General features: G+C 62.4%; 21 protein-coding genes. 12 read left to right on the forward strand and 9 right to left on the reverse strand.

Features of this window, described 5'->3' with window-relative positions; translation table 11 throughout:
- Positions 1-383 precede the first annotated feature (383 nt).
- The 3 genes from ACYCCG_RS15710 to ACYCCG_RS15720 form a co-directional block, all read right to left on the reverse strand.
- Positions 384-836, reverse strand: a complete 453-nt coding sequence (locus ACYCCG_RS15710; RefSeq protein ID WP_459671059.1) for a DUF2442 domain-containing protein — start codon at positions 834-836, stop codon at positions 384-386.
- A gap of 50 nt (positions 837-886) precedes the next feature.
- Positions 887-1,051, reverse strand: a complete 165-nt coding sequence (locus tag ACYCCG_RS15715) for a DUF4160 domain-containing protein (protein WP_459671061.1) — start codon at positions 1,049-1,051, stop codon at positions 887-889.
- 107 nt (positions 1,052-1,158) lie between these two features.
- A complete protein-coding gene (locus ACYCCG_RS15720; protein ID WP_459671128.1) occupies positions 1,159-2,769 on the reverse strand; it encodes a GGDEF domain-containing protein in 1,611 nt (536 codons plus the stop codon).
- Positions 2,770-2,949: 180 nt separating this feature from the next.
- Between ACYCCG_RS15720 and ACYCCG_RS15725 the strand changes: the two genes are divergently transcribed.
- Positions 2,950-3,156 carry a DUF3079 domain-containing protein gene (locus tag ACYCCG_RS15725; protein ID WP_459671063.1) on the forward strand — a complete coding sequence of 69 codons (207 nt, stop codon included), beginning with the start codon at positions 2,950-2,952 and terminating at the stop codon, positions 3,154-3,156.
- 164 nt (positions 3,157-3,320) lie between these two features.
- On the opposite strand, the gene ACYCCG_RS15730 is transcribed toward ACYCCG_RS15725, so the two are convergent.
- Positions 3,321-5,618: a TonB-dependent siderophore receptor gene (locus tag ACYCCG_RS15730; RefSeq protein ID WP_459671065.1), complete on the reverse strand. Its 2,298-nt coding sequence runs from the start codon at positions 5,616-5,618 to the stop codon at positions 3,321-3,323.
- A gap of 140 nt (positions 5,619-5,758) precedes the next feature.
- Between ACYCCG_RS15730 and ACYCCG_RS15735 the strand changes: the two genes are divergently transcribed.
- The 3 genes from ACYCCG_RS15735 (at position 5,759) to ACYCCG_RS15745 (ending at position 9,686) form a co-directional block, all read left to right on the forward strand.
- Positions 5,759-6,478, forward strand: coding sequence for a response regulator (locus ACYCCG_RS15735; protein ID WP_459671067.1), 720 nt, complete (start codon positions 5,759-5,761; stop codon positions 6,476-6,478).
- Between the two features lies 1 nt (position 6,479).
- Positions 6,480-7,847 (forward strand): ATP-binding protein, encoded by a 1,368-nt coding sequence (locus ACYCCG_RS15740; RefSeq protein ID WP_459671069.1) that lies wholly within the window; start codon positions 6,480-6,482, stop codon positions 7,845-7,847.
- Between the two features lie 168 nt (positions 7,848-8,015).
- Complete coding sequence (locus ACYCCG_RS15745) at positions 8,016-9,686, forward strand: FMN-binding glutamate synthase family protein (protein WP_459671071.1); 1,671 nt, start codon at positions 8,016-8,018, stop codon at positions 9,684-9,686.
- Between the two features lie 151 nt (positions 9,687-9,837).
- Here the strand turns inward: ACYCCG_RS15745 and ACYCCG_RS15750 are convergent, their stop codons facing one another.
- Positions 9,838-11,157 (reverse strand): OprD family porin, encoded by a 1,320-nt coding sequence (locus tag ACYCCG_RS15750; protein WP_392460609.1) that lies wholly within the window; start codon positions 11,155-11,157, stop codon positions 9,838-9,840.
- Positions 11,158-11,631: 474 nt separating this feature from the next.
- Here ACYCCG_RS15750 and ACYCCG_RS15755 point away from each other — a divergent pair, with 474 nt between their 5' ends.
- The gene (locus ACYCCG_RS15755; RefSeq protein ID WP_176683636.1) at positions 11,632-13,701 is read left to right on the forward strand and encodes a TonB-dependent receptor; all 2,070 of its coding nucleotides are present in this window, start codon (positions 11,632-11,634) and stop codon (positions 13,699-13,701) included.
- A 457-nt stretch (positions 13,702-14,158) separates the two neighbouring features.
- Here ACYCCG_RS15755 and aguA read toward each other — a convergent pair whose 3' ends face one another.
- Positions 14,159-15,265 (reverse strand): agmatine deiminase, encoded by a 1,107-nt coding sequence (gene aguA / locus ACYCCG_RS15760; RefSeq protein ID WP_019438876.1) that lies wholly within the window; start codon positions 15,263-15,265, stop codon positions 14,159-14,161.
- 277 nt (positions 15,266-15,542) lie between these two features.
- On the opposite strand from aguA, the gene rfbC reads away from it, so the two are divergent.
- The 4 genes from rfbC to ACYCCG_RS15780 are packed head-to-tail and all read left to right on the forward strand — an operon-like array spanning position 15,543 to position 19,803.
- Positions 15,543-16,088, forward strand: coding sequence for a dTDP-4-dehydrorhamnose 3,5-epimerase (gene rfbC / locus ACYCCG_RS15765; RefSeq protein ID WP_176683637.1), 546 nt, complete (start codon positions 15,543-15,545; stop codon positions 16,086-16,088).
- 42 nt (positions 16,089-16,130) lie between these two features.
- A complete protein-coding gene (locus ACYCCG_RS15770; RefSeq protein ID WP_176683638.1) occupies positions 16,131-17,945 on the forward strand; it encodes a sensor histidine kinase in 1,815 nt (604 codons plus the stop codon).
- Positions 17,942-19,348 (forward strand): sigma-54-dependent transcriptional regulator, encoded by a 1,407-nt coding sequence (locus ACYCCG_RS15775; RefSeq protein WP_176683639.1) that lies wholly within the window; start codon positions 17,942-17,944, stop codon positions 19,346-19,348. Before ACYCCG_RS15770 ends, ACYCCG_RS15775 begins: the two co-directional genes overlap by 4 nt.
- Positions 19,348-19,803, forward strand: a complete 456-nt coding sequence (locus ACYCCG_RS15780) for a thioesterase domain-containing protein (protein WP_176683640.1) — start codon at positions 19,348-19,350, stop codon at positions 19,801-19,803. Before ACYCCG_RS15775 ends, ACYCCG_RS15780 begins: the two co-directional genes overlap by 1 nt.
- A 160-nt stretch (positions 19,804-19,963) precedes the next feature.
- Here ACYCCG_RS15780 and cysQ read toward each other — a convergent pair whose 3' ends face one another.
- Together cysQ and nudE are read right to left on the reverse strand one after the other, a co-directional pair.
- A complete protein-coding gene (gene cysQ, locus ACYCCG_RS15785; protein ID WP_209968740.1) occupies positions 19,964-20,782 on the reverse strand; it encodes a 3'(2'),5'-bisphosphate nucleotidase CysQ in 819 nt (272 codons plus the stop codon).
- The gene (gene nudE, locus ACYCCG_RS15790) at positions 20,779-21,345 is read right to left on the reverse strand and encodes an ADP compounds hydrolase NudE (protein ID WP_339443449.1); all 567 of its coding nucleotides are present in this window, start codon (positions 21,343-21,345) and stop codon (positions 20,779-20,781) included. The genes cysQ and nudE overlap by 4 nt, the downstream gene beginning before the upstream one ends.
- 64 nt (positions 21,346-21,409) lie before the next feature.
- Here nudE and yrfG point away from each other — a divergent pair, with 64 nt between their 5' ends.
- Positions 21,410-22,072, forward strand: coding sequence for a GMP/IMP nucleotidase (gene yrfG, locus ACYCCG_RS15795; protein ID WP_176683642.1), 663 nt, complete (start codon positions 21,410-21,412; stop codon positions 22,070-22,072).
- Between the two features lie 98 nt (positions 22,073-22,170).
- Here the strand turns inward: yrfG and lysM are convergent, their stop codons facing one another.
- Positions 22,171-22,611, reverse strand: coding sequence for a peptidoglycan-binding protein LysM (lysM, locus tag ACYCCG_RS15800; RefSeq protein WP_021782607.1), 441 nt, complete (start codon positions 22,609-22,611; stop codon positions 22,171-22,173).
- 175 nt (positions 22,612-22,786) lie between these two features.
- Between lysM and fdhD the strand changes: the two genes are divergently transcribed.
- The gene (fdhD, locus tag ACYCCG_RS15805) at positions 22,787-23,617 is read left to right on the forward strand and encodes a formate dehydrogenase accessory sulfurtransferase FdhD (protein ID WP_176683644.1); all 831 of its coding nucleotides are present in this window, start codon (positions 22,787-22,789) and stop codon (positions 23,615-23,617) included.
- 5 nt (positions 23,618-23,622) lie between these two features.
- Positions 23,623-25,968 carry an FdhF/YdeP family oxidoreductase gene (locus tag ACYCCG_RS15810; protein ID WP_339443448.1) on the forward strand — a complete coding sequence of 782 codons (2,346 nt, stop codon included), beginning with the start codon at positions 23,623-23,625 and terminating at the stop codon, positions 25,966-25,968.
- Positions 25,969-26,090: the final 122 nt, after the last annotated feature.

The following is a 26,090-nucleotide window of genomic DNA, read 5'->3' on the forward strand; positions in this document are numbered from 1 at the left end:
TCAATCAACAAAAACCACCCCTCTGACCAGGGTACTTTTAGGGATATTGAGGAAAAGATTTTGTTAAAAACGATATATTTTTTAATATGTTAGCGTGCCAGTTCGACTCCTGGTGCCGCACCCTACGCAGTATCAAAAAGGGCTCACCGAAAGGTGGGCCTTTTCGGCTTTCAGCTACGGCGTTCTCAAAGGTGTTCCGGCCCCCCCTCCGCGATAGTTTGCGTTCCGCCTGTTCTCCAACGTCGCGCAGAGAAGTGGATTCGCCAGTAAGTCGCGTCTTCTGTGGGAGCAGCCTTGCGCCGCGATGGGCCGCAAAGCGGCCCTGGCAATCTCAGACCGGAACAGCGAAACCTCAGCCCTCCCACAAGCGTCAGAAAGCCCTATCAGGCGGCTCTTTGCTCCAAGCTCTCCCACCCCAGGCATGCCAGCGCCAATGTGCGTGGTACCGCTTCACGACCACTGCTGTAGCGGCTGATGCTGCGGGCGCTGACTCCCAGCGCTTCAGCAGCCTGGTCGAGCGTCATCCGGTGCCGCAAGCGCCAGCAAATGAAAACTCGGGTGTTTTCATCAGGTGCGTTTTGGGCAAGCGCATCCAGTAGCAGGGTGTCCGCACCAATCTGAATATCCAGCGCAGGCCACTCCACCGACCATCCTCCGTCGCCCAATACGACGCCTTCAAACGCTTTGCGCTTGGACAGTGGCGCCAAGCCAGGATACGTCTTGAGGGCATCGCTCATATCCAGGGTGAAATGCTGCCCATTGGTAAAGGTAAGCTCAAGGCTGGCGCCCGATCGGGGCTGTACCCCCTTCAGACGGGGACGTTTCATCGATGCCATTTCATCCACTCCTACAAATCGACCTGATGGGCCGCGACCCAGGCCAGGGCTTATTGCACCACTTTCGCAGGTGCCCTGCCTTGGCTAACAGTCACAGATTCCAGACTGATCACCACATCCACCGCACCGCCCGTAAGGTGAACGTGGGGTGGTAGATGATCCCTTTCCCTTGGCTCGATGCGGTACTTGTCGCGAAATCGGTATTTGGTAGACATGGCATGATCGTATCGCCAATTTGGCGATATGGTAACCGACCGGCTGTGAAGTTACCCAGAGAACTCTCACCGAAAGGTGGGTGCCGTTATGCCCGCCCTCACCCCTCTCAAACCCTCCGCAACCCCCGCCGCACCTCTTTATCGGCATACATCAACTGATCCGCCGCTTTAAGCGCGGCCTGCAGCGAAGTCGCAGCGGGATCAACACTCGTAATACCAAAACTCGCACCCGCGTAATCGAACCGGCAGTCGTCAAACTCGTAGCTACCAATCAGCAGCGGCACCAGCCGCCTGCGCATCGCTGCGGCAGTTTTGGCCATTTCGTCCGGGTTGATCGAAGCGGTCAAGCCGATCACAACGAACTCGTCACCACCCCAGCGCCCAAGTTCATCCGTTGCCCGCAACCCGCCCTGCAAGCGCCGGCTGCCTTCGATCAGGAACTTGTCCCCCACCTCGTGCCCGTAGGTGTCGTTGATCGCCTTGAATTCGTCGAGGTCGATAAATGCCACCAGCACCCCCTGCCCCGTTCGCTTCGCCAACGCGAAATGCCGATGCAAGGCAGCCAGGATCGCACGCCGGTTCTTCAACCCGGTCAGCGCGTCATAGTTGGCTGCATAGCGTTCTTCCTGGCGGCGCAGCAGCATCTGCCCGGCCACACGGCTGGAGAGCAAAATCAAGATCAACCCGAGCGCCGCCACAGAGGCTCCGGTCCAGTAGTACTGCTGACGCATCGGCTGCAGGTGATCAAGCTTTGCCAGCGTCAGCAGCTGATATTGCGCGTCGTTCAGGGGCTGGCGATGAACCAGATAAGGGTGCCCGCCAATGAGCCATTGATCGGCCTGACCCGCGCCTGTCACAGCGCGGATATCCATGGGCTCGCCCGGCTCTTCGTCGCCATCCAGAGGCCTGCGAATATCGGGGGGGAGCAGTGCCGCCACGTTACGCAGCATGAAGGGTTCGCTGGACGCGGTGGTCACGCGCCCCTGACGGTTCACAATCAAGGCAATGTGACGCCCTGTCAGGTAAAGGGCGATGTCCGGGGCATCGAACTTGACCGTGACAGAGCCGAGTGGCTTGCCGTCAGCATCGTCGATGCGGCTGGCTACGAAATAGGAGGGGGTTTTGTTCAGGCGGGCAATGCCGAACATTTCACCACTGCCGGTGCGCAATGCGTCGAGGAGGTAGGCCCTGCCCGTATAGATCTGGCCAACGATGCTGAATGACTCCGCCCAGTTGCTGGCCGTCACCGTATCGTCTGAGAGGTTGTTCATGTAGATACGGGCATAGTGAAGATCACTGGCCAATCTATCCATGAAATCACCCACGCTTCGCACCAACGGGTCACGGGTGAACTTCGAAGCGCGCTCCTCACGCGTGAGTGCCGCGAAGCCAGGCGGATCATGGCGATATCGGGCAGCGAGTTGGATCACCTCGCTTTGACGAGCCACCATGTTGGCCACGCTGGCCATCTCGGTGAACAGGCGGTCTACCACACGCCCCGTAATCTGGGCCTCGTATTCGGCGCCTGCCGCCAGGTTGTCGAGTTCTTCTGTCGTAAGGCGCTGCGCTATCCACCCGCCCAGGCTTGCCACAAGTGCCAACCAGACGACCACAATGCCCAGCGTCACCCGGCGCACGATGGATGGAATGTCCCTGCGTTGCCGCCGTTGAGGCGGATCGTAACTCACGCCGCGCTTGCCGGTTGAATGGTGCACCAGAGCAACTCCTTTTGCGATACAGCAAGGTGCATCATCGACCCTGCGATACCCCGCCAAGGCGAGGCTCGAAAGATTGTAAAACATTCACCTCAGTTGATCGCCAATGGATTGATGGCGGTCAAACGACGGGCTGGGCGAGGGTTTTACGTTCAGATCAGGTAGCCCTGAGGGAGGTTGAGCATGGCCAAGAGATTCCCCACAAACCCTCGCCACCCCGAGCGTATCTGCTGGGGTTGCGACCTGTACTGCCCTGCCAAGGCGCTAGCCTGTGGCAATGGCGCAGACCGGACCATGCATCCGGTGGAGCTGTTTGGTGAGGATTGGAATAGCTTCGAGGGCCAGCTGGAGAAGCCGGTTGATCTAGGGCAAGCGGCAGAGCCCAGGTGAGAAAGGGCCGCTTGGCGGCCCAGCGCAGGCCTTGAGCCCAGCGCTGATTCCGTGTGCGGGCGTGCCCGCGACGCTGGCGATGCGGTTGCAGGCACCGGCTGCGCCGGTGTTCGCGGGTGAACCCGCTCCTACAGGTACAGCGCCAGGCCTTGTGGAAGAGCTGATCAGAACGCGGTGCTTACCGTCAACGACAGGTTGCGCGGGTCGCCGTAGATCGCCCCGGCATAGAACCCGTACTGGCTGTAGTAGTGCTTGTCGAACAGGTTGTTGGCGTTGAGGCTGACGCTGGTGTCGTCGGTCAGCTGGTACTTGGCCATGGCATTCCAGATGGCATAACCGGACCAGTTCACGTCAGTGGCACCATTGCTCACACCGTTGGTGGGTTGGCCTGCCGGGCTGGAGATGGCGCGGATGTTGGTCTGCGCAGTCACGCCGGCGCCCAGGGTCAGGCGGTCGAGCGGGCCGCTCAGGCGGTAGGTGGTGGAGGCCTTGAACAGGTGCGACGGGTCGCTGCGGCCGTCGCTGTCGACGCGGCGGAAGTGCAGGTAGGTGTAACCGGCGTAGACGTTCCAGTTGGGGGTCAGGGCGCCTGCGACTTCCAGGTCGATACCGTCGGTTTCCTGCCCGGAGCCGGCCTTGTAGGCGCTGCCGCCGGTCGGGGTGGTCAGGTCGCCGTCCAACACGGCCTTGTTTTCCTGCTTGGTGCGGAAGTAGGCCGCCGAGGCGTTCAGGCGACCATCGAACCACTCACCCTTGATACCTGTTTCGTAGCTTTGCCCACGAATCGGCTCGACCTTGCTGCCGCTGCTGGTTTCAGAGGTTTGCGGCGTGAAGATATCGGTGTAGCTGGCGTATACCGAGTAGTTGTCGTTGAGGTCATACACCGCGCCCAGGTAGGGGGTGACGATGCCGTTTTCTTCCTGGCTGCTGCGCTCGCCGGCCACGCTGCGGGTGACCGAGGAATAGTTGCTGGTGCGCACGCCAACGATTACCGACAACGGGTCGGTGATGCTCAGGCGGGTGGCGGCGTACATGCCCTGCAGGCGGGTGGTGGTCTTGCTGTGAAGGCCGCTGCGCGAGGCGATGAGGTCGTAGTCGTCATCCACGCCATTATGCCAGTCGGTCACCGGGAAGCCGTTGTTGGCGCGGAACTGGCAGCCCAGTGCAGGCGCGCTGGCCATGCCGTCGCCGACCATGGTGCAGGTGTACTGGGGTGACCAGCCGACGGTGCGGCTGTCGTTGTAGCCGACCATCGCCTGGTGGGTGCGGCCGAACAGCTGGAACGGGCCAGACAGGTCGATCTGCGCCGACTGCTGGGTGGTGTCGCTGGAGCTGTGCAAACCGTTCAGTACGGCGCCGCTGCCGTCCTGGTCCCAATAGCCACCGTAGCTGCCGCGCCCTGCCGAGTTCACCTTGGCAAGGCCCCGGTGGTTCAGGGCTTCGGTGGTGGCCTGGGCGGCTTTCAGGTCCAGGGTCCAGTCGTTGTCGAAGCGGTGCTCTAGCGAACCGAACGCAGTGCGGGTGGTGTATTCGCCAAAGCTCCAGCTGGGCACCACGTTGGTGCTGCGCGGCAAGTCGGTCTTGCTGCCATCGCGGTACCAGATCGGGATGTTCGCCCCCCAGCCGCCGCCCACAACCTTGTTGTACTCATACTGGTAACCGGCGCCCAGGGTGGTGGCGTCGTCCAGGTCGAATTCGAAGTTGGCCAACGCGGCGCGGGAGCGCTCGGACTGGTTGTCACGGAAGGAGTTGGCATCCTGTTGGGTCATCACGAAGCGCGAACGCAGGCGGCCATCTTCGGACAGAGGCAGGTTCAAGTCAGCCCCCAGACGACGCTTGTCCCAGCTGCCGTAAGTGGCATAGGCACTGCCGCCGAAGGTTTTGGTGGGTGCCTTGCGGATCAGGTTGACGGTTGCCGAGGGGTCGCCGGTGCCGCCCAGCAGGCCGTTGGCGCCGCGCACGATGTCGATGCGTTCGTACAGGTCCATGTTCAGCGCATTGCCGCTGCCACTGAAATCGGAACCGCCCTGGGTCTGCAGGCCATCGACCTTCCAATTGCTGATCGAGTAACCACGGGCGCGGTAGTCGGTACGCCCACCCACCTCGGACTTGTTGGCTGTTACGCCTGGGGTGGTTCCCAGTGCCTGCTCGATGGTGTGGATGTCGCGGTCATCCATCTGCTGGCGGGTGATGGTGGTAACCGATTGCGGCGTCTGCCGTGGTGTCAGTGCCAGGCCTGTGGAGCTACGGGTGCTCTCGACCGTGTAGCCCAACTGGCCGGCCTCGTCGGCAGGCAATAATGCGCTGTCTTCGATCTGCGTGGCGTCCAGTACAAGGGGTTTGCCGTCGGCAGCCATTGCCCCACCGCTGATGGCGACGGCAACGCAGAAGGCCAGCGGCTTGAGGCGACTGCCACTTTGACTGAAGGGGGTGAACACTGTCGGGATGCTCTTGGGATTCATTTGGGAAGGCTTCGTATTTGCAGATGATTTTTTGTTAGGATTCTAGGGATCAGCCCTCCGGGCTCCAGCCCCGACATGTACGGGGATGTAATTGAACGTAACGAGCGCCACCGGCCCTCACCTAACAGGTGTTTTTCTGCATGAGCACGACCCTGCTGGTTGTCGATGATGACGACGAAATCCGCGAACTTCTTTGTGATTACCTGAGCGATGCCGGCTACAACGTGCTGGCCGCAGCCGACGGTGAACAGATGCGCGACCAGCTGGCCCGGCACAAAGTGGAACTGGTGGTGCTCGACCTGATGCTGCCGGGTGAGGACGGCCTTAGCCTGTGCAGGCAGCTGCAGGCCACCCCGGGGTTGGCGGTGATCATGCTGTCAGCCAAGGGCAGCACGCTGGACCGCATCATCGGCCTGGAGGTGGGCGCCGACGACTATCTGGCCAAGCCCTTCGAACCACGCGAACTGATCGCCCGGATCAAAGCCGTACTACGTCGTCCGCAACGCCTGGGCACTTGTGCCGAAGAGCCCGTGGTGGACGCCCAGCTGTTCGCAGGCTTTCGTCTGGAACACGTCAAGCGCCTGCTCACCCGCCCGGATGGCGAGACCCTGACCCTGCCGCGCTCCGACTACCGCGTGCTGCGCGAACTGCTGGAAGCCAACAACCGTGTGGTCTCGCGTGATCAACTGACCCGCAGCGCGTTCGGCCGCGACCACCTGCCCGACGACCGCTCGGTGGACATGTGCGTCAGCCGCCTGCGCCAGCAACTGCGCCGGGCGCCGGCGGGGGCCGCGCAAATCCTGACCATCCGCAACGAAGGCTACCTGCTGAGTATCGCCAGCCTCACGGCCGGGGCCTGACATGCGCTGGTTTCACCGGCTGTGGCCACGCACCTTGTTTGGTCAACTGCTGCTGATCATGGTCAGTGGCACGCTGGTGATCCAGTTGATGTCGAGCAGTATCTGGTTCGATGTGCGTTTCGCCCAGGCGCTAGAGGTGCCCGTGCGACTGGTTGCTGCACGCAGCGCCCCCCTGGTTACCCAAGCCGACTGCCACGGCGGTACATTGCAGGCGCCAGCCCACTACCAGCTTCGCTGCGTCGAAAGCCTGCCTGCGCAAGAGCATGACGAGCGCCCTGGGCGCAGACGGGTCGAGCTGTTGCTGCAGCAGGCCCTGAAGTACGAACTGGGGCATGCCCAGGACGTGCGCCTGATGAACGTGCAACTCACCGACGAACTGGGCCAACCGATCGTCTGGCGCAGCCTGTTCGGCCTGCGCACGGCCCAGGCCCATATCCAGTTCGCGGTGCCGCTGGCCGATGGCCACTGGCTGACCATTGCGGGCCAGGAACTGCAGGGTTGGAGCGGCGAGTCGGCCTGGGTGCTGATCAGCGATTACCTGCTGCGGGTGTATGCGCTGCGTATTGTCGCCGTGTTGCTGGTGTGCCTGATTGCCGTGCGCCTGTGCCTGCGCCCGTTGCGGCGCCTGGCCGATGCCGCACGCGGTCTGGGCAGTAACCTCGAACAGCCTCCCCTGGCGCTGGATGGCCCGGAGGAAGTGCGCCAGGCGGCGCAGGCGTTCAACGCCATGCAGCAGCGGCTGATTGCCATGGTCAACGACAAGGCCTACTTCCTGGCCGCCGTGTCTCACGACCTGCGCACCCCACTGACTCGCATGCGCCTGCGCCTGGAGCGCTTACCCGATGACGAACACCGCCAGCGCCTGCGGCAGAACATCACGCAGATGGACGATATGATCGGTCAGGTTCTGGATTACCTGCGTGCCGGAGAGCAGCAGAATTTGCAGCAAGTGGACCTGGACCGGCTGGTGACGCGCCAGTGTGCGGACCTGGCGACGGACCAGGAACCACTGCCGGTGCACGGCCGGGTGAACAGCCTGCGGGGAGATGCCCTGCTGCTGCAGCGCTGCCTGCAGAACTTGTTGGTCAATGCGTTGCGTTATGCCAAGGATGTTTCTGTCACGCTGGAGCGGACCACCACAGGGGTGTTCATCCACATCGACGACCGCGGGCCGGGGATTGCGCCAGCGCTGCTGACGACCATTACCGACCCGTTCGTGCGCGGTGAGGGGTCGCGTAACCAGGCATCCGGCGGATATGGGCTGGGGCTGAGCATTGCCCAGCGGATCGCCACCAGCCATGGGGGTGAGCTGATGCTGTCGAACCGTGAGAGCGGTGGATTGCGGGTCAGCATACTGCTGCCTGGCTAACGCGATCTTCTGTGGGAGCAGCCCATCGCGACACAAGGCCGCCCACAACATAGGGCTGCGCAGGCCTGGGAATTCGCAATCAGGTAACAGTCTTTTACCGGTTACCCAGGTTTTCCGTCCCCTGCGTTTGCCTATCCTATGCCCGGTCATCCTGCCTGCGATGGACCCATGAAACACTCTCTTCCCAGCCGCTACGCCTGCCTCGTACTCTGCCTTGTCTTCACTTTCGCCAGCCTGCCCCTGCTGGCCCAACATGCCTGGCTGTGGCCGGTAACGCTGATCACCGCGCTGCTCAGCCTGGTCGGTCTGAATGACCTGCGCCAAAGCCACCATGCGGTGCGACGCAATTACCCGATCCTGGGCAATATCCGTTACCTGATCGAAACCATCCGCCCGGAAATCCGCCAGTACCTGATCGAAGGTGACGACGACAAGCTGCCGTTCTCCCGCTCGCAACGCTCGCTGGTCTACGCCCGCGCCAAGAACGAAAGCGCCGAGAAAGCATTCGGCACGCTCAACGACGCCTACCAACCTGGTTTCGAGTTCATCAGCCATTCCATGCTGCCGGTGGCCACGCCAGACCCTGCCTCGTTCCGCATTGCCATCGGCGGGCCGCAATGCCGAATGCCCTACTCGGCCTCGATCTTCAACATCTCGGCGATGAGTTTCGGCGCCCTCAGCGCCAACGCCATCGCCGCGCTCAACCGCGGCGCGCGCATGGGCCGGTTTGCCCATGACACTGGCGAAGGCAGCATCAGCCCGTACCACCGTGAGCACGGCGGCGACCTGATCTGGGAAATCGGCAGCGGCTATTTCGGCTGCCGCACCGAGGACGGTCGTTTCGATCCACAGCGTTTCGCCGAACAGGCCCGCTCGGCACAGGTGAAGATGATCGAGATCAAGCTCAGCCAGGGCGCCAAGCCTGGCCACGGCGGCATTTTACCGGGGCACAAGGTCAGCCCCGAAATTGCCGAGACCCGTGGCGTACGTGCAGGCGAGGATTGCATCTCACCGGCCGCGCACAGCGCCTTCCGCACACCAGTGGAGCTGCTGCAGTTCGTAGCCAGCCTGCGCGAGCTTTCGGGCGGCAAGCCCGTGGGCTTCAAGTTCTGCCTGGGCCACCCATGGGAGTTCATGGGCATTGCCAAGGCCATGCTCGCCACCGGCATCAACCCTGACTTCATCGTTGTCGACGGCAAAGAAGGCGGCACCGGCGCAGCACCTCGCGAGTTCAGCGACAACATGGGCGTGCCAATGCGCGAAGGCCTGATGTTCGTGCACAACACGTTGGTCGGCCTGAACCTGCGCTCCAGCATCCGCATTGGTGCCGCGGGCAAGATCGTCAGCGCCTTCGACATTGCCAGCGTATTGGCCATCGGCGCTGACTGGGTCAACTCGGCACGCGGTTTCATGTTTGCCATTGGCTGCATTCAGTCGCAGAGCTGCCACACCAACAAGTGCCCGACCGGCGTGGCGACCCAAGACCCTCTGCGCCAGCGCGCCCTGGTGGTACCAGACAAGGCCGAACGGGTGGCCAGCTTCCACCGCAACACACTGCACGCACTGGCCGAGATGCTGGCTGCCGCAGGCCTGGAGCACCCTTCGGAGCTTAAGCCCAAGCACCTGGCACGGCGCATCAGCCCCAGCGAAATCGGGTTGTTTTCGGACTTGCACACATTCCTAAAGCCGGGGGAGCTACTCAATGGCTCGATCGAAAGCGAGTTTTATGCACGGATGTGGCGGATGGCGCGTAGCGACAGCTTTGCACCGGAGACGGGGGACACTGCAACACGAACTGTGGCATCAAGACTGCGCCACGAAGAGACTGAACCTGCATGACAAACATGACTGGGGCTGCCCTGCAGCCCTTCGCGGGCGTGCCCGCTCCCACAATTTGCAGCGCCATCGAAGGCGGCGCTTTACCTGTGGGAGCGGGCAAGCCCGCGAAGGGCCGCAGCGCGGCCCCAGCTTTCATGCGAAGAACTGCGGATCAGAAGATGCTGATCGGGTACTCGACGAATACGCGGACTTCGTTGCCGTCGTCGTTGTAACCGTTCTGCTGCACGGCGTTGTTGGTACGCAAGAACGAGCTACGCAGTTTGATCGACAGGTCCTTGGCCGGGCCGTCCTGCACCACGTAACGGATCTGGTTGAAGATCTCGCGCTCTTTACCTTCGCCGAAGCCTTGCGGGTTGGCGACGTTACGGGTGTTGATGTTGTCACCCACCACGTAGGCCAGCTTGTAGGTCAGGCCCGGAATGCCGTAGGCACCGAAGTCCAGGCCGTAGCCCAGCTGCCAGGAGCGCTCGTCTTCGGCGTTGAAGTCGGACCAGTACGAGTTGGCCAGGTAGATGGTGGAACCACCGTCACCCACGCCACCGGCGTTCTGGTAGAAGCCGTAGTTGTAGCCAGTGCTGCCGGTGCTGCGCTGGTGAGCGAGGGTGAACGAGTGCGCACCGTACGCATAGGTGGCTGCAAGGCTCCAGATGGTGTTGGAGTCGCCGTTCAGGCCTGCGGCTTTTACGTACTTGTTGTTGATATCCGACTTGTAGCCGTTGAAGTCCAGGGTCAGGGACTGGTCGCTGGCGATCGGGAAGACGTAGTTCAAGCCCAGGTAGTGCTTCTTCATCACGTCTTCGTTGTCGGCGGTGTACAGCGAAGCGGTGAAGTTGTCGGTGAACTTGTAGCTGGCACCGAAGACGTTGATCGACTTCAGGCCACCACCATCACGGCGCTCGGCGCTCTTGCGCGCTTCCTGGGTGAAGCGGCCAGCGTTCAGTTCCAGGCCCTGGATCTCTTTGGAGGTAATCAGGGTGCCGGTGAAGCTTTCTGGCAACAGACGTGCATCGTCGTACTGCAGTACTGGCAGTGCTGGCATCTGGTCACCGTACTTCAGCACGGTGTTGGAAATGCGGAACTTCACTGCAGCACCACCACGGGCCAGGTTGTGCGGCGAGCTGGCGTTGCCTTCGGCATTGGTGGTTTCGTGCGGTTTGAAGAAGTCGACGCCGCCACCACCGTTGTGGCCTTTGCCACCATCCAGGCGCACGGCGTACAGGCCGAATGCGTCGACACCGACGCCAACGGTGCCCTGGGTGAAGCCGGAGGAGAAGTTGGCGATGAACGCCTGGCCCCATTCGATCTGGTCGTCGGTGCCATGCTTCTTGTCACGGTTGATGTAGGCGTTGCGCAGAAGGACGTTGGCGTGGCTGTCCTCGATGAAACCCTTGCTGTCAGCCTGGTCATTGGCCTGAGCCTGGGTCGCGGCGATCATCGCCAGGGCGACCAGGCTGGTCCTGGTTTTCAACATGTTGTTTTCCTTATTTCTTAATCAAAAACGCGCTGCAATATGACGCCGGGAACCAACGCCCCTTCGTAGGTTCGACGCTATGCGGATCCAGCCGGGCGGGCCAACCGGTAAGTTCACGGCGGCCCTTGGCAGCAGCCTGGCCAATACCATGGCCAGCAGGCGTTGGCCGAATCCTAGCCGCGCGAGATTACAAATGTCAAAAAGTCGTGAAATGCAGGTTGATATAACCAAGAAATTCGGCGTATCCGGTGCATTTTCATGCAGGTTTGCGCTATCAGCGGGCAATTTATCTTGTGTAGGAAATTGCCTTTTGATCAAACGGACAATTTCCTGTGAGCAGGCAAAGCGTGGCCGCAGAGGCCGTTACAAACAGATACATATGTAAAGACAACCCTTTACAAATACCCAAGCAAGAGCAAATAGCAAGCATTACCATTCGCACCTTATTTTCAACTGCCCGGTCTGAATGTGCCCATGCTTGTACCCTGCCGCCTTTCACCCCTGACGCTCGGCCTGTCGCTGCTTTTCAGCGCCAGCCTGGCCAGTGCCGCCACCACCACGCTGCCGGAGTCGTCGGTTACCGCCGACAGCGAGCGCGAGAAGGACAACCCGCGGGTCAAGGAGGTGAGCACCGCAACCCGCACTTCGACGCCTGTGCGTTATGTGCCGCAGGCCATCGATACGGTGAAAACCGCCAATGTGCTGGACTACGGCAGCAACACGCTGGGCAAGGCACTGGAGGGCATCCCAAACGTCAGCAGCAGCGCCGACACTCGTTTTGACAGCGTACGCATCCGCGGCTTCGAGGCCAGCAACGACTTCTACCTGGACGGTATCCGCGACGACAGCCAGTACATCCGCGACTTGCACAACATCGAGCGGGTCGAGGTGTTGAAGGGGCCGGCAGCGGTGCTGTATGGCCGTGGTAGCCAGGGCGGCATCGTCAACAGGGTCAGCAAGGCAGCGGAGCCGGGTCGCCGCTCGACCATCGAAGCACAGGCCGGCAGCGAAGACCTGCGCAGCCTGTATGCCGACCTCAGCGCCGACCCCAGCGACACGGTCAGCCTGCGCCTGAACATGGGCAACCAGGACAACAACAGCTTCCGCGATGGTATCGACGGCAGCCGCCAACTGTTCGCCCCGTCGATCAGCTGGCAGATCACCCCCGACCTGAACTGGCTGGTGCAGTATGAATACAGCCGCTACAACCGCACGCCCGACCGTGGCATTCCTGGGGTCAATGGTCGCCCCGCCGACGTCAGCCGCGGCACCACCTACGGCGACCAGCGCGACTACATCGATGATCGCGCCCAGTCGCTGCGTTCGCGGCTGAACTACCAGTTGAACGAAACCTGGCAACTGCGCCACACCCTGGGCCTGTTCAAACTCGACAGCGAGTTCGACAACACCTATGTCACGGGCTACGACGCCGGCACCAATACCTTGACCCGCCAACGCTGGCAGCAGGACCTGAACACCCGCAACCTGTTCAACAACCTGGAGGCCGAGGGCGACTTCGACACCTTGGGCCTTGAACACAAGCTGCTGCTGGGCCTGGAGTTCGGCAACCAGCGGCGCGACCCGTTGCTGTACAGCGCTGGCAGACAGGACCTGCCAGGCCTGGGCAAACCCAGCCAGCCGCACAATGGTGCGTTGGCGGTATCGAGCAACAACCACACCGTGGTCGACAGCCGCGGGGTTTATCTGCAGGACCAGATTCGCCTGAACGATCAGTGGCAGGTTCTCGCCGGCGTGCGCTTTGACCAGTTCGAAGTGGAAACCACCAACAAGGATGGCTTGCGCGAACCGCAGGACAGCAACAGCACCAGCCCACGCCTGGGCGTGGTCTACACGCCATGGCGCGACCATTCGTTCTACGCCTCGTGGAGCAAAACTTTCTCACCGGTGGGTGGCGGCTTGATCGGCATCACCCCAGGGGCACAGGGCAACACCAATAAAACCGACCCGGAAGAGACCCGGCAGAAAGAAATAGGCGTAAAGAGCGACTGGTTGGACCAGCGCCTGACCACCACCCTGGCTATCTACGAGCTGGAACTTTACAACCGCCGCACCCGCGACCCGAACGACCCGAACATCATCTTGCTCAGCGGCATGCAGCGTTCACGCGGCATCGAGCTGACTGCCACCGGCAACATCGTCGGCAACTGGTATGTACGCGGCGGCATTGGCCTGCAGGATGCGACCATCGTCAAGGACAAGAACGGCCAGGAAGGCAACCGCATCAATGACGTGGCCAAGCGCAATGGCAGCCTGTTCGTGACCTGGAAGCCAGAACTGGGCTGGTACGCCGAAACCGGGCTGACACTGGTGGGCGAGCGTTATGCGGACAACCAGAACACCACGTTGTTGCCGGGGTACGGCCGCTGGGATGCGCTGGCGGGCTACCGTACGCATGACTGGGATGTGCGGGCGGCGTTGAGCAACATTGCCGACAAGACCTATTACAGCTCGGCGACCAGTGCGGCGCAGATCCAGGTGGGCGATCCGCGTAGCCTTGTGGTGACGGGTAGCTACAGCTTCTGATCTTTGTTGACTGTACCTGCCTCTTAGCGGGCAAGCCCGCGGAGAGGCAGGTACAGGTGCAATCGATCAGTGCCACACCGCCATCAGCGCCTGCATCTCTGCTTCACTGATCAACCCTTGGGGGTATCGCCCGGCAAGCAGACGTCGTGGGTCGGTCGTCCTGACCCTGATGCTTCCATGGTGTTTCAACCACTTCGCCACAAGCCTGAGCGATTGGCGATCAACTGCCGATGGGCGCAAAGCCGACTCACTTGCTGCGTTCATGTCCACACGTACTCCCTGGCCCGTGAGCGGCTAATTTACGTTGGTATTGTTACAGATCAGAGGCGCGGCCTGGCCATGCCATCTCGCTATCTGTTTGAAAAACAATACAAAACGTATGCCAGCTCGGCCTCCGGGCGTCGCCCGCGCAAAAAAGAGGCCCGTCATGTGACGGGCCTCTTTATCCATTATGCGCTCAGCGCTTGACCGGCGCTGGCTGCTGTTGGGTAAGGCAGTGAATGTTGCCGCCACCCAAGAGCAGCTCGCGGCCCGGGATCATCACCACCTCATGGTCGGGGAAGATCCTTGCCAGGATCGCTCTGGCTTCAGCATCTGCCGGGTCGTCGAAGCTTGGGGCAATGATGCCACCGTTGACGATCAGGAAGTTCACATACGAACCCGCCAGGCGCACCGACGGGTCACGCTCCTGGCTGCCGGCGACCTGGTCGACACCGGCGCACTCTTCGGCAGTGGCGAACAGCGGGCCCGGGATCGGCATCTTGTGCACGATGAACTCGCGGCCCTTGGCGTCGCGGGTGTTCTTCAACACGTCCATGGCTGCGTGGCAGCGCGCGTAATTGGGGTCGTTGGAATCATCGGTCCAGGCCAGTAACACTTCGCCCGGGCGCACGTAACAGCAGAAGTTGTCGACGTGTCCGTCGGTTTCGTCGTTGTACAAGCCGTCGGGCAGCCACACCACGGTGTCGACTGCCAAGTGGTCGCGCAGCACCGCTTCGATCTGCTCGCGGCTCAGGTGAGGGTTGCGGTTGCGGTTGAGCAGGCATTCCTCAGTGGTGATCACGGTGCCTTCGCCGTCTACGTGGATCGAACCACCTTCCAGCACAAAACCTTCGGTCTGGTAGCGCTGGCAGCGCTCCATTTCCAGCACCTTGGCGGCCAGTTCCTCGTCGCGGTTCCAGGGTGCGTACAGGCCGCCATCGAAGCCGCCCCAGGCGTTGAAGCCCCAATCTACACCGCGCACTTCGCCATGGTCGTTGATGACGAAGGTAGGGCCGGTGTCACGCACCCAGGCATCGTCATTGCTGATTTCAACCACGCGAATGTTCGGCTGGTCGAGTTGGCGCCGAGCGTTCTCGTACTGGCCAGCGGAGGCCGCGACGGTCACAGGTTCGAAACGGGCAATGGCCTTGGCCAGGGTTACGTGGGCAGCCTGCGCCGGCTTGCCGCCCAGGCGCCAGTTGTCCGGGCGCTCCGGCCAGACCATCCATACCTGAGTTTGTGGAGCCCACTCGGCGGGCATGTGGAAACCATCGGCACGGGGCGTGGAGTTGAGGGTTTTCATGGGTGACCTCTGTGATGGCCCTGAGCCGGGTGAGCTGGGGCGTTTTTCAATTTATAACCGATATATATCGATATTTGAAGCCTGAAAATCGAAGAATTCCGCGCCATTCAGCGAATTTAAATCGATAACAATCGACACACGTCAGCGCTGGTCTGGTGAAAGGAGCGGCCTGCTGTCTACCATAGCCACACCTTATGCATCCTGTTACAGCTACGCGCGGAAATTTCCGGCAAGGCCGACTAGGGTCAATACTTGAGCGACGGGCCAGCGAGCCGCTATGAACATCACCCCTACAGCAATCCCTGAAGTACTGATCATCGAGCCAAAGGTGTTCGCTGACAGCCGTGGTTTTTTCTTCGAGGCATTCAACGCCCGTGAGTTCTCACAGCAAACCGGCGTGAACGTGGAGTTCGTCCAGGACAACCACTCGCGTTCCATCAAGGGCGTGCTCCGCGGGCTGCACTACCAGGTGGCAAACACCCAGGGCAAACTGGTGCGCGTGGTACACGGGGAAATCCGCGATATCGCCGTGGACGTGCGCAAAAGCTCGCCAACATTCGGCAAATGGGTCGCGGTGCACCTGTCGGCCGACAACCATCGCCAGCTGTGGATTCCACCTGGCTTCGCCCACGGTTTTGCAGTGATGAGTGAATCGGCCGAGTTCCTCTACAAGACCACCGACTACTACAACCCTGACGCCGACCGCTGCATCCGCTGGGACGACCCGCAACTGGACATCGACTGGGGGCTGCAGCAGCCACCGCTGTTATCGGACAAGGACAAGGTAGGCCTGCCATTGGCAGAGGCAGAACTGCTGCCTTAACTAGCGCATAATTGCGTCAGACTTTTCTGGCGCATTTACGTGATGATTGCAAAACCCACGCCCCCACGCCGTCCCCGCTGGCGCAGCCTGGCCCTGCTGGCGCTGAGCCTGGCCCCATTGTTGTGGCCCCTGCATCACTTGGCCGAGCGCTATTACCAGGAAAAGCTGGCCTCGCAGAACCGCCAGACCCTCGACCTGTATGTCGCCAACTTGCTCGGTACCCTGCACCGCTACGAGACCTTGCCGCAAATTCTCGGCGACCTGCCGGCGCTGCGTGATGTACTGGCCGATCCTTTCCGCCTGGAAGCGGTGACCAACGCCAACCGCCTGCTCAAGGACATCGTGCAACAGACCGGTGCCGAGGTGATGTACCTGATGGACATCAGCGGCAACACCTTGGCCGCCTCGAACTGGGACAAGCACGACACCTTCGTCGGCAGAAACTTCGCCTTCCGCCCCTACTTCAACGAAGCCATGGCCGGCCACCTGGGCCGCTTCTTCGGCCAGGGCACCACCTCGGCCAAACGTGGCTACTTCTTTGCCGCGGCCGTGCGGGATCGCGAGCGGATCGTCGGCGTGCTGGTGGTCAAAGTCGATCTCGACCACACCGAAACCCTGTGGGGCCGTACGCCCGAGCAGCTGTTGCTGACCGATCACAATGGCGTGGTCATCCTGACTTCGCGGCCCGACTGGCGCTTCCGTGCTACCCGCACGCTGACCGACGCCGAGCGCCAGGCCATCATCGCCATCCAGCCCTATCCGACCCAGGCCCCACAGCCGCTGGTTCTCAACCCGCAGGCCTGGATCACCCAGACCCGCGACATCAAGGAAACCGGCTGGCAAGTCAGCATCCTCGCCCCGCGCACGCTGGTTGATCGCTCGGTGCAGACGGTCATGGCCATCGGTGCCGGTACGCTGCTTGTACTGATGTTGTTGGCCGGCCTGGTGATGCAACGGCGACGCCATTACATCGACCGCATCGACTTCGAAGCCCGTGGCCGCCAGGAACTGGAAAAGCGCGTGGCCGAACGTACCGCCGACCTTGAAGGCCTGAACACCCGCCTGAAAAATGCCGTGCTGGAGCGCGAAAACGCTCAGCAGGAGGCCGTGCGCGCGCAGGACGAACTGGTGCAGGCCGGCAAGCTGTCGGTTCTCGGCACCATGTCGGCCAGTATCAGCCATGAGTTGAACCAGCCCCTGGCCGCCATCCGCAGCTACGCGGAAAACGCCGAAATCCTGCTCGACCACCAACGTACCGAAGACGCCCGCGGCAACCTCAAGCTGATCGGCGAGCTGACCGGGCGCATGGCCTCGATCATTGCCCACCTGCGCGCCTTCGCCCGTCGTGACCGCCATGCCCCGGAGAGCGTGGCCCTGCAGCCGGCCCTGGACGATGCCCTGGCGCTGCTGGCCAAGCGCCGCCGGGCGATGGCCGTAGAGCTGATCCGCGACCTGCCGGAAGCCACCTTGTGGGTACAGGCCGGCGAGACCCGCCTGCGCCAGGTGCTAGGCAACCTGCTGGCCAATGCCCTCGACGCCCTGACCGAAAAAGCCAACCCGCGTCGCCTGTGGCTAAGTGCCGAGCAGCGTGATGACTGCGTCTACCTGTACATCCGTGACAACGGCCCCGGTTTCAGCCGCCAGGCCCTGGAGCACGCCAAGGAGCCGTTCTTCACAACCAAGACCCGTACCCAGGGCCTGGGCCTGGGCCTGGCCATCTGTGAAAGCCTGATGCGCGCCCTGGGCGGTGAACTGCTACTGGCCAACCACCCGGAAGGTGGCGCAATGCTGACCCTCCAGCTGCGTGTGGCCGCGTCTGGCGCTACTTTGCCCAATTCGGAGGACCCCTCGGCATGACCACCGAGACACTGATCGACAGCCGAGCCCAGGTCATCCTGGTGGACGATGACCCCCACCTGCGCCAAGCCTTGAGCCAGACCCTGGACCTGGCTGGGCTCAAGGTAGTCGCCCTGGCCGAAGCTCAAGGCCTGGCCGAGCGTATCGAGGCCGACTGGCCCGGCGTGGTGGTCAGCGACATCCGCATGCCGGGCATCGATGGCCTGCAGTTGCTGGAACAACTGCACGGCCGTGACAGCGAGCTGCCGGTGCTGCTGATTACCGGCCATGGCGATGTGCCGCTGGCGGTGCAGGCGATGCGCGCCGGGGCTTATGACTTCCTGGAGAAACCCTTTGCCACAGACGCCCTGCTCGACAGCGTACGCCGTGCCCTGGCCTTGCGCCGGCTGGTGCTGGACAACCGTAGCCTGCGTCTGGCGCTGAGCGACCGCCAGCAACTGGCAACCCGTCTGGTCGGCCATTCACCGGCCATGCTGCGCCTTCGCGAGCAGATCGGTGCCTTGGCCGGCACCCGCGCCGATGTGTTGATTCTGGGCGAGACCGGCGCTGGCAAAGAGGTGGTGGCTCGCGCCCTGCACGACCTGTCCAGCCGCAGCGAAGGGCCATTCGTGGCGATCAACGCCGGCGCGCTGGCCGAATCGGTGGTCGAAAGCGAACTGTTCGGCCACGAGCCCGGGGCGTTCACCGGCGCGCAGAAGCGCCGTATCGGCAAGTTCGAATTTGCCAACGGCGGCACGCTGTTCCTCGACGAAATCGAGAGCATGAGCCTGGATGTGCAGGTGAAGTTGCTGCGCATGCTGCAGGAGCGGGTGGTCGAACGACTGGGTGGCAACCAGTTGATCCCGCTCGATATCCGCATCATTGCCGCCACCAAGGAAGACCTGCGTCAGTCTGCCGACCAAGGGCGATTCCGCGCGGACCTGTATTACCGCCTGAACGTCGCGCCGCTGCGTATTCCGCCACTGCGCGAACGCGGGGACGACATACTGGTGCTGTTCCAGCATTTCGCCGATGCTGCCAGCCAACGCCATGGTCTGTCGCCGCATGCGCTGCAGCCAGCGCAACGCGCCCTGCTGCTGCGTCATGACTGGCCAGGTAATGTCCGCGAGCTACAGAACGCCGCCGAGCGTTTCGCCCTTGGCCTGGAACTGGCACTGGATAGCCAGGCCCCCTCGGCAGCAGCACCGGCAGCACCCATGCTGAGCGGCAACCTCAGCGAGCAGGTCGAGCAGTTCGAACGCTCGCTGATCGCTGCTGAACTGGCCCAGCCACATGGCTCCATGCGGAGCCTGGCCGAAGCACTGGGTATCCCCCGCAAAACCCTGCATGACAAGCTGCGCAAGCACGGCTTGAACTTCGACGGCGGCAGCGGCGGGCATGACGATCAAGAGGACAACCGTTAATGAGCACCGATAGCCAGTACCTGCAGTCCGTACTGCACAGCGACATCCCCCTGACCCGCCAGATGGGCCTGGAAGTGATCGATTGGCAGCAGCACACCCTGCGCCTGCAACTGCCGCTGGCGGCCAACGTCAACCACAAAAGCACCATGTTCGGCGGCAGCCTGTACTGCGCAGCAGTGCTGGTGGGTTGGGGCTGGCTGCACCTGCGCCTGCGTGAACGGGGGATCGATGACGGGCATATCGTCATCCAGGAAGGGCAGATCAGCTACCCGTTGCCGGTTACCGGTGCGGCGGTGGCGCGTTGTGCTGCGCCCGACGAAAAGACTTGGGAGCGATTCCTGGCCATGTACCAGCGTCGTGGGCGGGCGCGGTTGACGTTGGAGACCACGGTGAGCAATGACGGCAGTGACGAGCCGGCGGTGAGGTTCAGCGGCCAGTACGTCCTGCACCGCTAGCCCAGCAGCCGCTGAAAGCAACTGCGCTGCACAAAACCCAAAGGCTGGCGTAAAACCTGTGGGAGCGGGCAGGCCCGCGAACACCGGCGAAGCCGGTGCCCCGCACCGCGGTACCTGCTTCGCGGGCTCGCCCGCTCCCACAGGGTAGGGTGAGAGTCCGTCAAATCAGGTTCAGGAAGGACTGGCGCCATGCAGCATTGGCGGGCAATGCCAGGAAGTACGGGTTAAGCAACGACTCGCGCGGCGGATACCGGAATGGCAAGCCATCCAGCCCGATCACCTCGCCGCAGGCCCCTTCCACCACGCCTTGCGCCGCTGCAGTATCCCACTGCGAAGTCGGCGCCAGGCGCGGATAACAATCGGCGCTGCCCTCGGCCAACAGGCAGAACTTCAACGAGCTGCCGATATTGGCCAGCTCCAGCTCTCCCACCGCAGCCCCAAGCCCGGACAACAGGGCTTCCTGTTCCGCGCTGGAGTGCCGACGGCTGGCAACCACGGTAAAACGCTCGCCCTCCGGGGGGGCGTTGCGAACCTGGATCGGTTGGGCTGCCTCGCCGGCATCTGCACGCCAGGCCCCCATGCCGCGCCCACCGAAGTAGCAGCGTCCATTGGTCGGCATCGACACCACACCAAACACCACGTCGCCGTTCTCGACCAGGGCGATGTTGACCGTGAATTCTTCACTGCCAGCAATGAACTCCTTGGTGCCATCCAGCGGGTCGACCAGCCACCAGCGGCTCCAGCTTTGGCGCTCGGCCAGTGGAATATTGCAGTCCTCTTCGGACAGCACCGGAATGTGCGGTGCCAGCGCCACCAGGCCATCGGCAATTACCCGGTGCGCGGCCAGGTCGGCGGCGGTAACCGGCGAATCGTCGGCCTTGCTGGTTACCGCGATATCGGCGCGCCAGAATGGCAGGATTGCCTCGCCCGCCGTCAGCGCCAGCTTGACCACTTCGTGCATCAGTTGCAGGTCGTTCATAGCTCCAGCAGCCCCCGCTGAATCAGCAGGTCACGGGCCAGGTACAGCGCCGCCAGGGCGCGGCCCTCGGTGAACTGCGGATGCATGGCCAAGGCTGACAACTCACGCAGGTTGACCTTGTCGACCCGCATCGGCTCGGGCTCATCGCCTTCCAGACGCTCTTCATACAGGTCGCTGGCCAGCACCACCTGAATCTTCTGGCTCATGTAGCCCGGCGAAAGCGACAGTTCCGTCAGGTGCTCCAGCTGGCGTGCGCCAAAACCGGCTTCTTCCTTGAGCTCCCGGTCGGCTGCCGCCAGCACGTCTTCGCCCGGTTCGATCAGGCCCTTGGGCAACGAAAGCTCGTATTCATCGGTGCCGCCGCAGTATTCCTCCACCAGCACGGCGTGCTCGGCATCGACCATGGCCACGATCATCACCGCGCCGTAGCCGTTACCCCGGCCCACCAGGCGTTCATAGGTGCGCTCGGCGCCATTGCTGAAGCGCAACTGTACGGCTTCGACGCGGAACAGGCGGCTGCTGGCGACAATCTCGCGGCTGAGTACGGTGGGTTTCTGGCGCATGGGGCGGCTCCTTGGCGTGAACGGGTTACTATACCGTGGCTTGCCGACTGATCGAGAGTTTCCCATGCCTGTTCTTCCCTGGTCTGCCATCGATACCGTCCTGCTGGACATGGATGGCACTCTGCTCGACCTGCATTACGATAACCGCTTCTGGCTCGAGCACCTGCCTCAGCGCTATGCCGAACTGCACGGTGTAAGCCGGGCCATGGCGGAAATGGAGCTGCAACCGCTGTTCGAACGCAATGCCGGCACATTGAACTGGTACTGCCTGGACTTCTGGAGCCGCGAGCTTCGCCTGCCTATTCGCGAGCTGAAACGGGAAATTGCCGACCTGATTGCCCTGCGCCCGGATGCCGATACCTTCCTGGCGGCAATTCGCCAGGCCGGCAAGCGTGTCGTGATGATCACCAATGCCCACCGAGACTCGCTGTCGCTGAAGCTGGAACGGGTGGAGCTGGCACCGTACTTCGAGCGGCTGATCAGCTCGCACGACTATGGTTACCCGAAGGAAAGCCCGCAGTTCTGGGATGCCTTGCAGGCGGATATCGGCTTCGAGCCGGAGCGCAGCCTGTTCATCGACGACACGCTGGCGATTCTGCGCAGTGCACGGCGGTTTGGTGTGGGGCATCTGTTGGCGGTGCGCCAGCCCGATAGCCAGGCACAACCACGAGATACCGAAGAATTTGCAGCGGTCGTGGATTACCGGGCGTTACTGGAAGGCCTGTGAGGCCCCATTCGCGGGCAGGCCCGCTCCCACATTCACTGCTGGCGCTGTAGCTGTGGGAGCGGGCGCGCCCGCGAAGAGGCCTGTACAGACTTTAGCGATCAGTCAGGAATACGCAGCACCTGCCCCGGATAGATCTTGTCCGGGTGCTTGAGCATCGGCTTGTTAGCCTCGAAAATCTTGTTGTACTGGCCGGCATTGCCATACACGACCATGGCAATGGCTGAAAGTGTGTCGCCCGATTTCACAGTAACGAACCTTGCCGCCTGGACTATCGGCCCGGTCACGGTGATCTGGTCCTCGACACTGGCCACGCCACTGATGTTGCCCGCCGCCAGAATGATCTTCTCCTTCTCTTCCTGGCTGGCCACTTCACCCTTGAGGATGATCTTGTCTCCTTCTACAGTGGCGCTAATGTTCGGGTTGCCCAGGCCGACAGCTTCCACGTGTTTCTTAAGCTGCTCTTCGGCATTGGCGTTGCCAGGGGTCAGCAGGTCGATCAACTTCTCGCCGGCTTCCTTCACGAAACTGAACAGGCTCATTGCGCTCTCCTTGTTGACGAAACCTCGGACACAGGAGTCTAGGCCAGCTTTACCACTCCCGCCCGGTGCGACCAATCGACGCGGTCTATCAAGGCATAGACCCTAGCGATTAGACGCCGCCGGCCCGCACGCCTAGGCTTGTGCTATCAGAAAGCCGCCGGTATTCAGCGCCCCGATGAACAGCAAGCCTCCGGTCTGCGCGGCCTCATCACCCTTGTCCATGCCCGCCGCCAGCAACACCTACGATTACGTCCAGCTCAGCGACGCCAAACGCGACAGCACCCCGCTGGCCGAGGAAGTGGCCCTGGCCATTGTCTATAACGGCCTCAACCAGGCGGTAATGCTGGTCAGCCCTACCGATCTGGAAGACTTCGCCGTCGGTTTCAGCGTCGGCAGCGGCATTGTCGAAGGCACCGCAGAAATCTACGACCTCAAGCTCTCCGGCGGCGGTTCGGCAATGTACGCCGACCTGGAAATTTCCAGCCGAGCGTTCTGGAACCTGAAAAACCAGCGCCGCCAACTGGCCGGCACCAGTGGTTGCGGCCTGTGTGGTGTCGAAGCCCTGGAGCAGGCGCTGCCGGACCTGGCCGTGTTGCCGGGTGCGCCCCTGCCCCCGGCCCAGTGGCTGGTCGGCCTGCGCGAGCGCATCGACGCCTTCCAGCCACTGGGCCAGCATTGCGGCGCCGTGCATGCAGCACTGTTCATGGACCGCCAAGGCGAACTGCTGCTCGGCCGCGAAGACATCGGCCGGCACAACGCCCTCGACAAACTGATCGGTGCCCTGCTGCGACAGCGCATCGACAGCCAGGGCGGCCTGGCGATTGTCACCAGCCGCTGCAGCCTGGAGCTGATCCAGAAGGTACTCCGTGCCGGCATCCAGACCCTGGTCAGCCTGTCAGCGCCCACCGGCCTTGCCCTGCAATGGGCGCGCAAACACAACCTCAACCTTATCCACTTGCCCAAGCACAGCGCACCGCGGGTCTACAGCCCAGCGGCGGAGTCGTAACAGTCGTGACCTCGTACCAACCTCTTCCGGACAACACCCCAGCCTCCCCCCCTCGCTACAAGCCCTACCACGGCCCCGCCGGCGGTTGGGGCGCGCTGCGTAGCGTGGCCAAGGCCTGGGTCGGCAGCGATAACGCGCTGAAGAACGTTCGCGCCCTGCTCAAGACCAACCAGAACGGCGGTTTCGACTGCCCCGGCTGCGCCTGGGGCGATTCGCCGGAAAGCGGCATGGTCAAGTTCTGCGAGAACGGCGCCAAGGCGGTGAACTGGGAAGCAACCAAGCGCCGTGTCGATGCTGCCTTTTTCGCCCGTTACAGTGTCTCCTCGCTGCTGCAGCAAAGCGACTATTGGCTGGAGTACCAAGGGCGTCTGACCGAACCGATGGTCTACGACGCATCAAGCGACCGCTACCTGCCGATCAGCTGGGATGCCGCCTTCGCCCTGATCGCCCGCGAGCTGAACAAGCTGGCCAACCCTGACCAGGCCGAGTTCTATACCTCGGGACGAGCCAGCAACGAAGCGGCGTTCCTGTACCAACTGTTCGTGCGCGCCTACGGCACCAACAACTTCCCTGACTGCTCGAACATGTGCCATGAGGCCAGCGGGGTGGCATTGGGGCAAAGCGTCGGGGTCGGCAAGGGTACTGTCACCTTTGACGACTTCGAGCACGCCGATTCCATTTTTGTCTGGGGCCAGAACCCCGGCACCAACCACCCGCGCATGCTCGACCCACTGCGCGATGCGGTAAAACGTGGCGCCCAGGTGGTGTGCATCAACCCGCTCAAGGAGCGTGGTCTGGAGCGCTTCCAGCACCCCCAGAACCCACTGGAAATGCTGACCAACAGTGACCGTCCGACCAACACCGCCTTCTTCCGCCCGGCCCTGGGTGGCGACATGGCGATGTTGCGCGGCATGGCCAAGTTCGTCCTGCAATGGGAACGCGAAGCCCAGGCCAACGGTGAACCGGCCGTGTTCGATCACGCCTTCATCGCCGAACATGGCCATGGCGTCGATGAATACCTGGCCGTGGTGGACGCCACGCCGTGGTCGCACATCCAGGCACAGTCCGGACTGACCTTGGCCGACATCGAACTGGCCGCGCGCATGTACTGCCGGGGCAAGCGGGTGATCATGTGCTGGGCGATGGGCATCACCCAACACCGTCATTCGGTGCCGACCATTCAGGAAATCGTCAACCTGCAGATGCTGCGCGGCAACATCGGCGCGCCCGGCGCCGGCCTGTGCCCGGTGCGTGGCCACAGCAACGTGCAGGGTGACCGCACCATGGGCATCAACGAGCGCCCGCCAGAGGCACTGCTGGATGCCATCGAAAAGCGCTTTGGCTTCCCCGTGCCACGGCGCAATGGCCATAACACCGTCGAAGCCATTCACGCGATGCTCGATGGCCGGGCCAAGGTTTTCATCGGCCTGGGCGGCAACTTCGCCCAAGCCACACCCGACACCGAGCGTACCGCCCAGGCGCTGCGCAACTGCGAGCTGACCGTGCACATCAGCACCAAGCTCAACCGTAGCCACCTGGTCCATGGCAAGCAGGCACTGATCCTGCCGTGCCTGGGCCGCACCGACATCGACCTGCAGGCCGACGGGCCACAGGCAGTCACGGTGGAAGACTCGTTCAGCATGGTCCACGCCTCCAACGGCCAGCTCAAGCCGCTGTCGACGCAAATGCGCTCGGAGCCTGCGGTGATCGCCGGCATCGCCGCCGCCACGCTGGGCAAACAACCGGTGGACTGGCACTGGCTGGTGGCCGACTACGACCGTATCCGCGACCTGATCGGCGATACCATTGCCGGTTTCAGCGGCTTCAACCAGCGCCTGCGTCATCCGGGGGGCTTCCATCTGGGCAACAGCGCGGCCAGCCGCGAATGGGCGACCAGCACCGGCCGCGCCAACTTCAAGGCCAACCTGCTGCCCGACACGCTGCTTGACGAACGCGTACGCGCCAGCGGCCAGTTGCCAGACCTGATCATGCAGTCGATGCGCTCGCACGATCAGTACAACACCACAATCTATGGCCTGGACGACCGCTACCGCGGCGTGCGCGGCCAGCGCGAGGTGCTGTTCGCCAACGAAGCCGACATCATCCGCCTGGGCTTCCAGCCGGGGCAGAAGGTCGACATCGTTTCGTTGTGGGGGGATGGGCATGAGCGCCGGGTGCAAGGCTTTACCCTGCTGGCCTTCGACATCCCTGCCGGGCAGGCGGCAGCGTATTACCCGGAGGTGAACCCGCTGGTGCCGCTGGAGAGCATTGGCGTTGGTAGCCATACGCCAACATCGAAGTTCATTGCCATCAAACTGGAGCGAGCGCGGGACGACGGGCGCATCCTGTAAAAATGAAAAAAGCCCTGTTCCGTGGCGGCTCAGGGCTTTGTCATAACAGTCTGGGACAGCCTAAAAACGATAAAGTTTCATAGTAAATACAGCAAGTTAGAGAATTGTGTACAACTCGTGTT

Source organism: Pseudomonas sp. VEM90 (assembly GCF_054611535.1).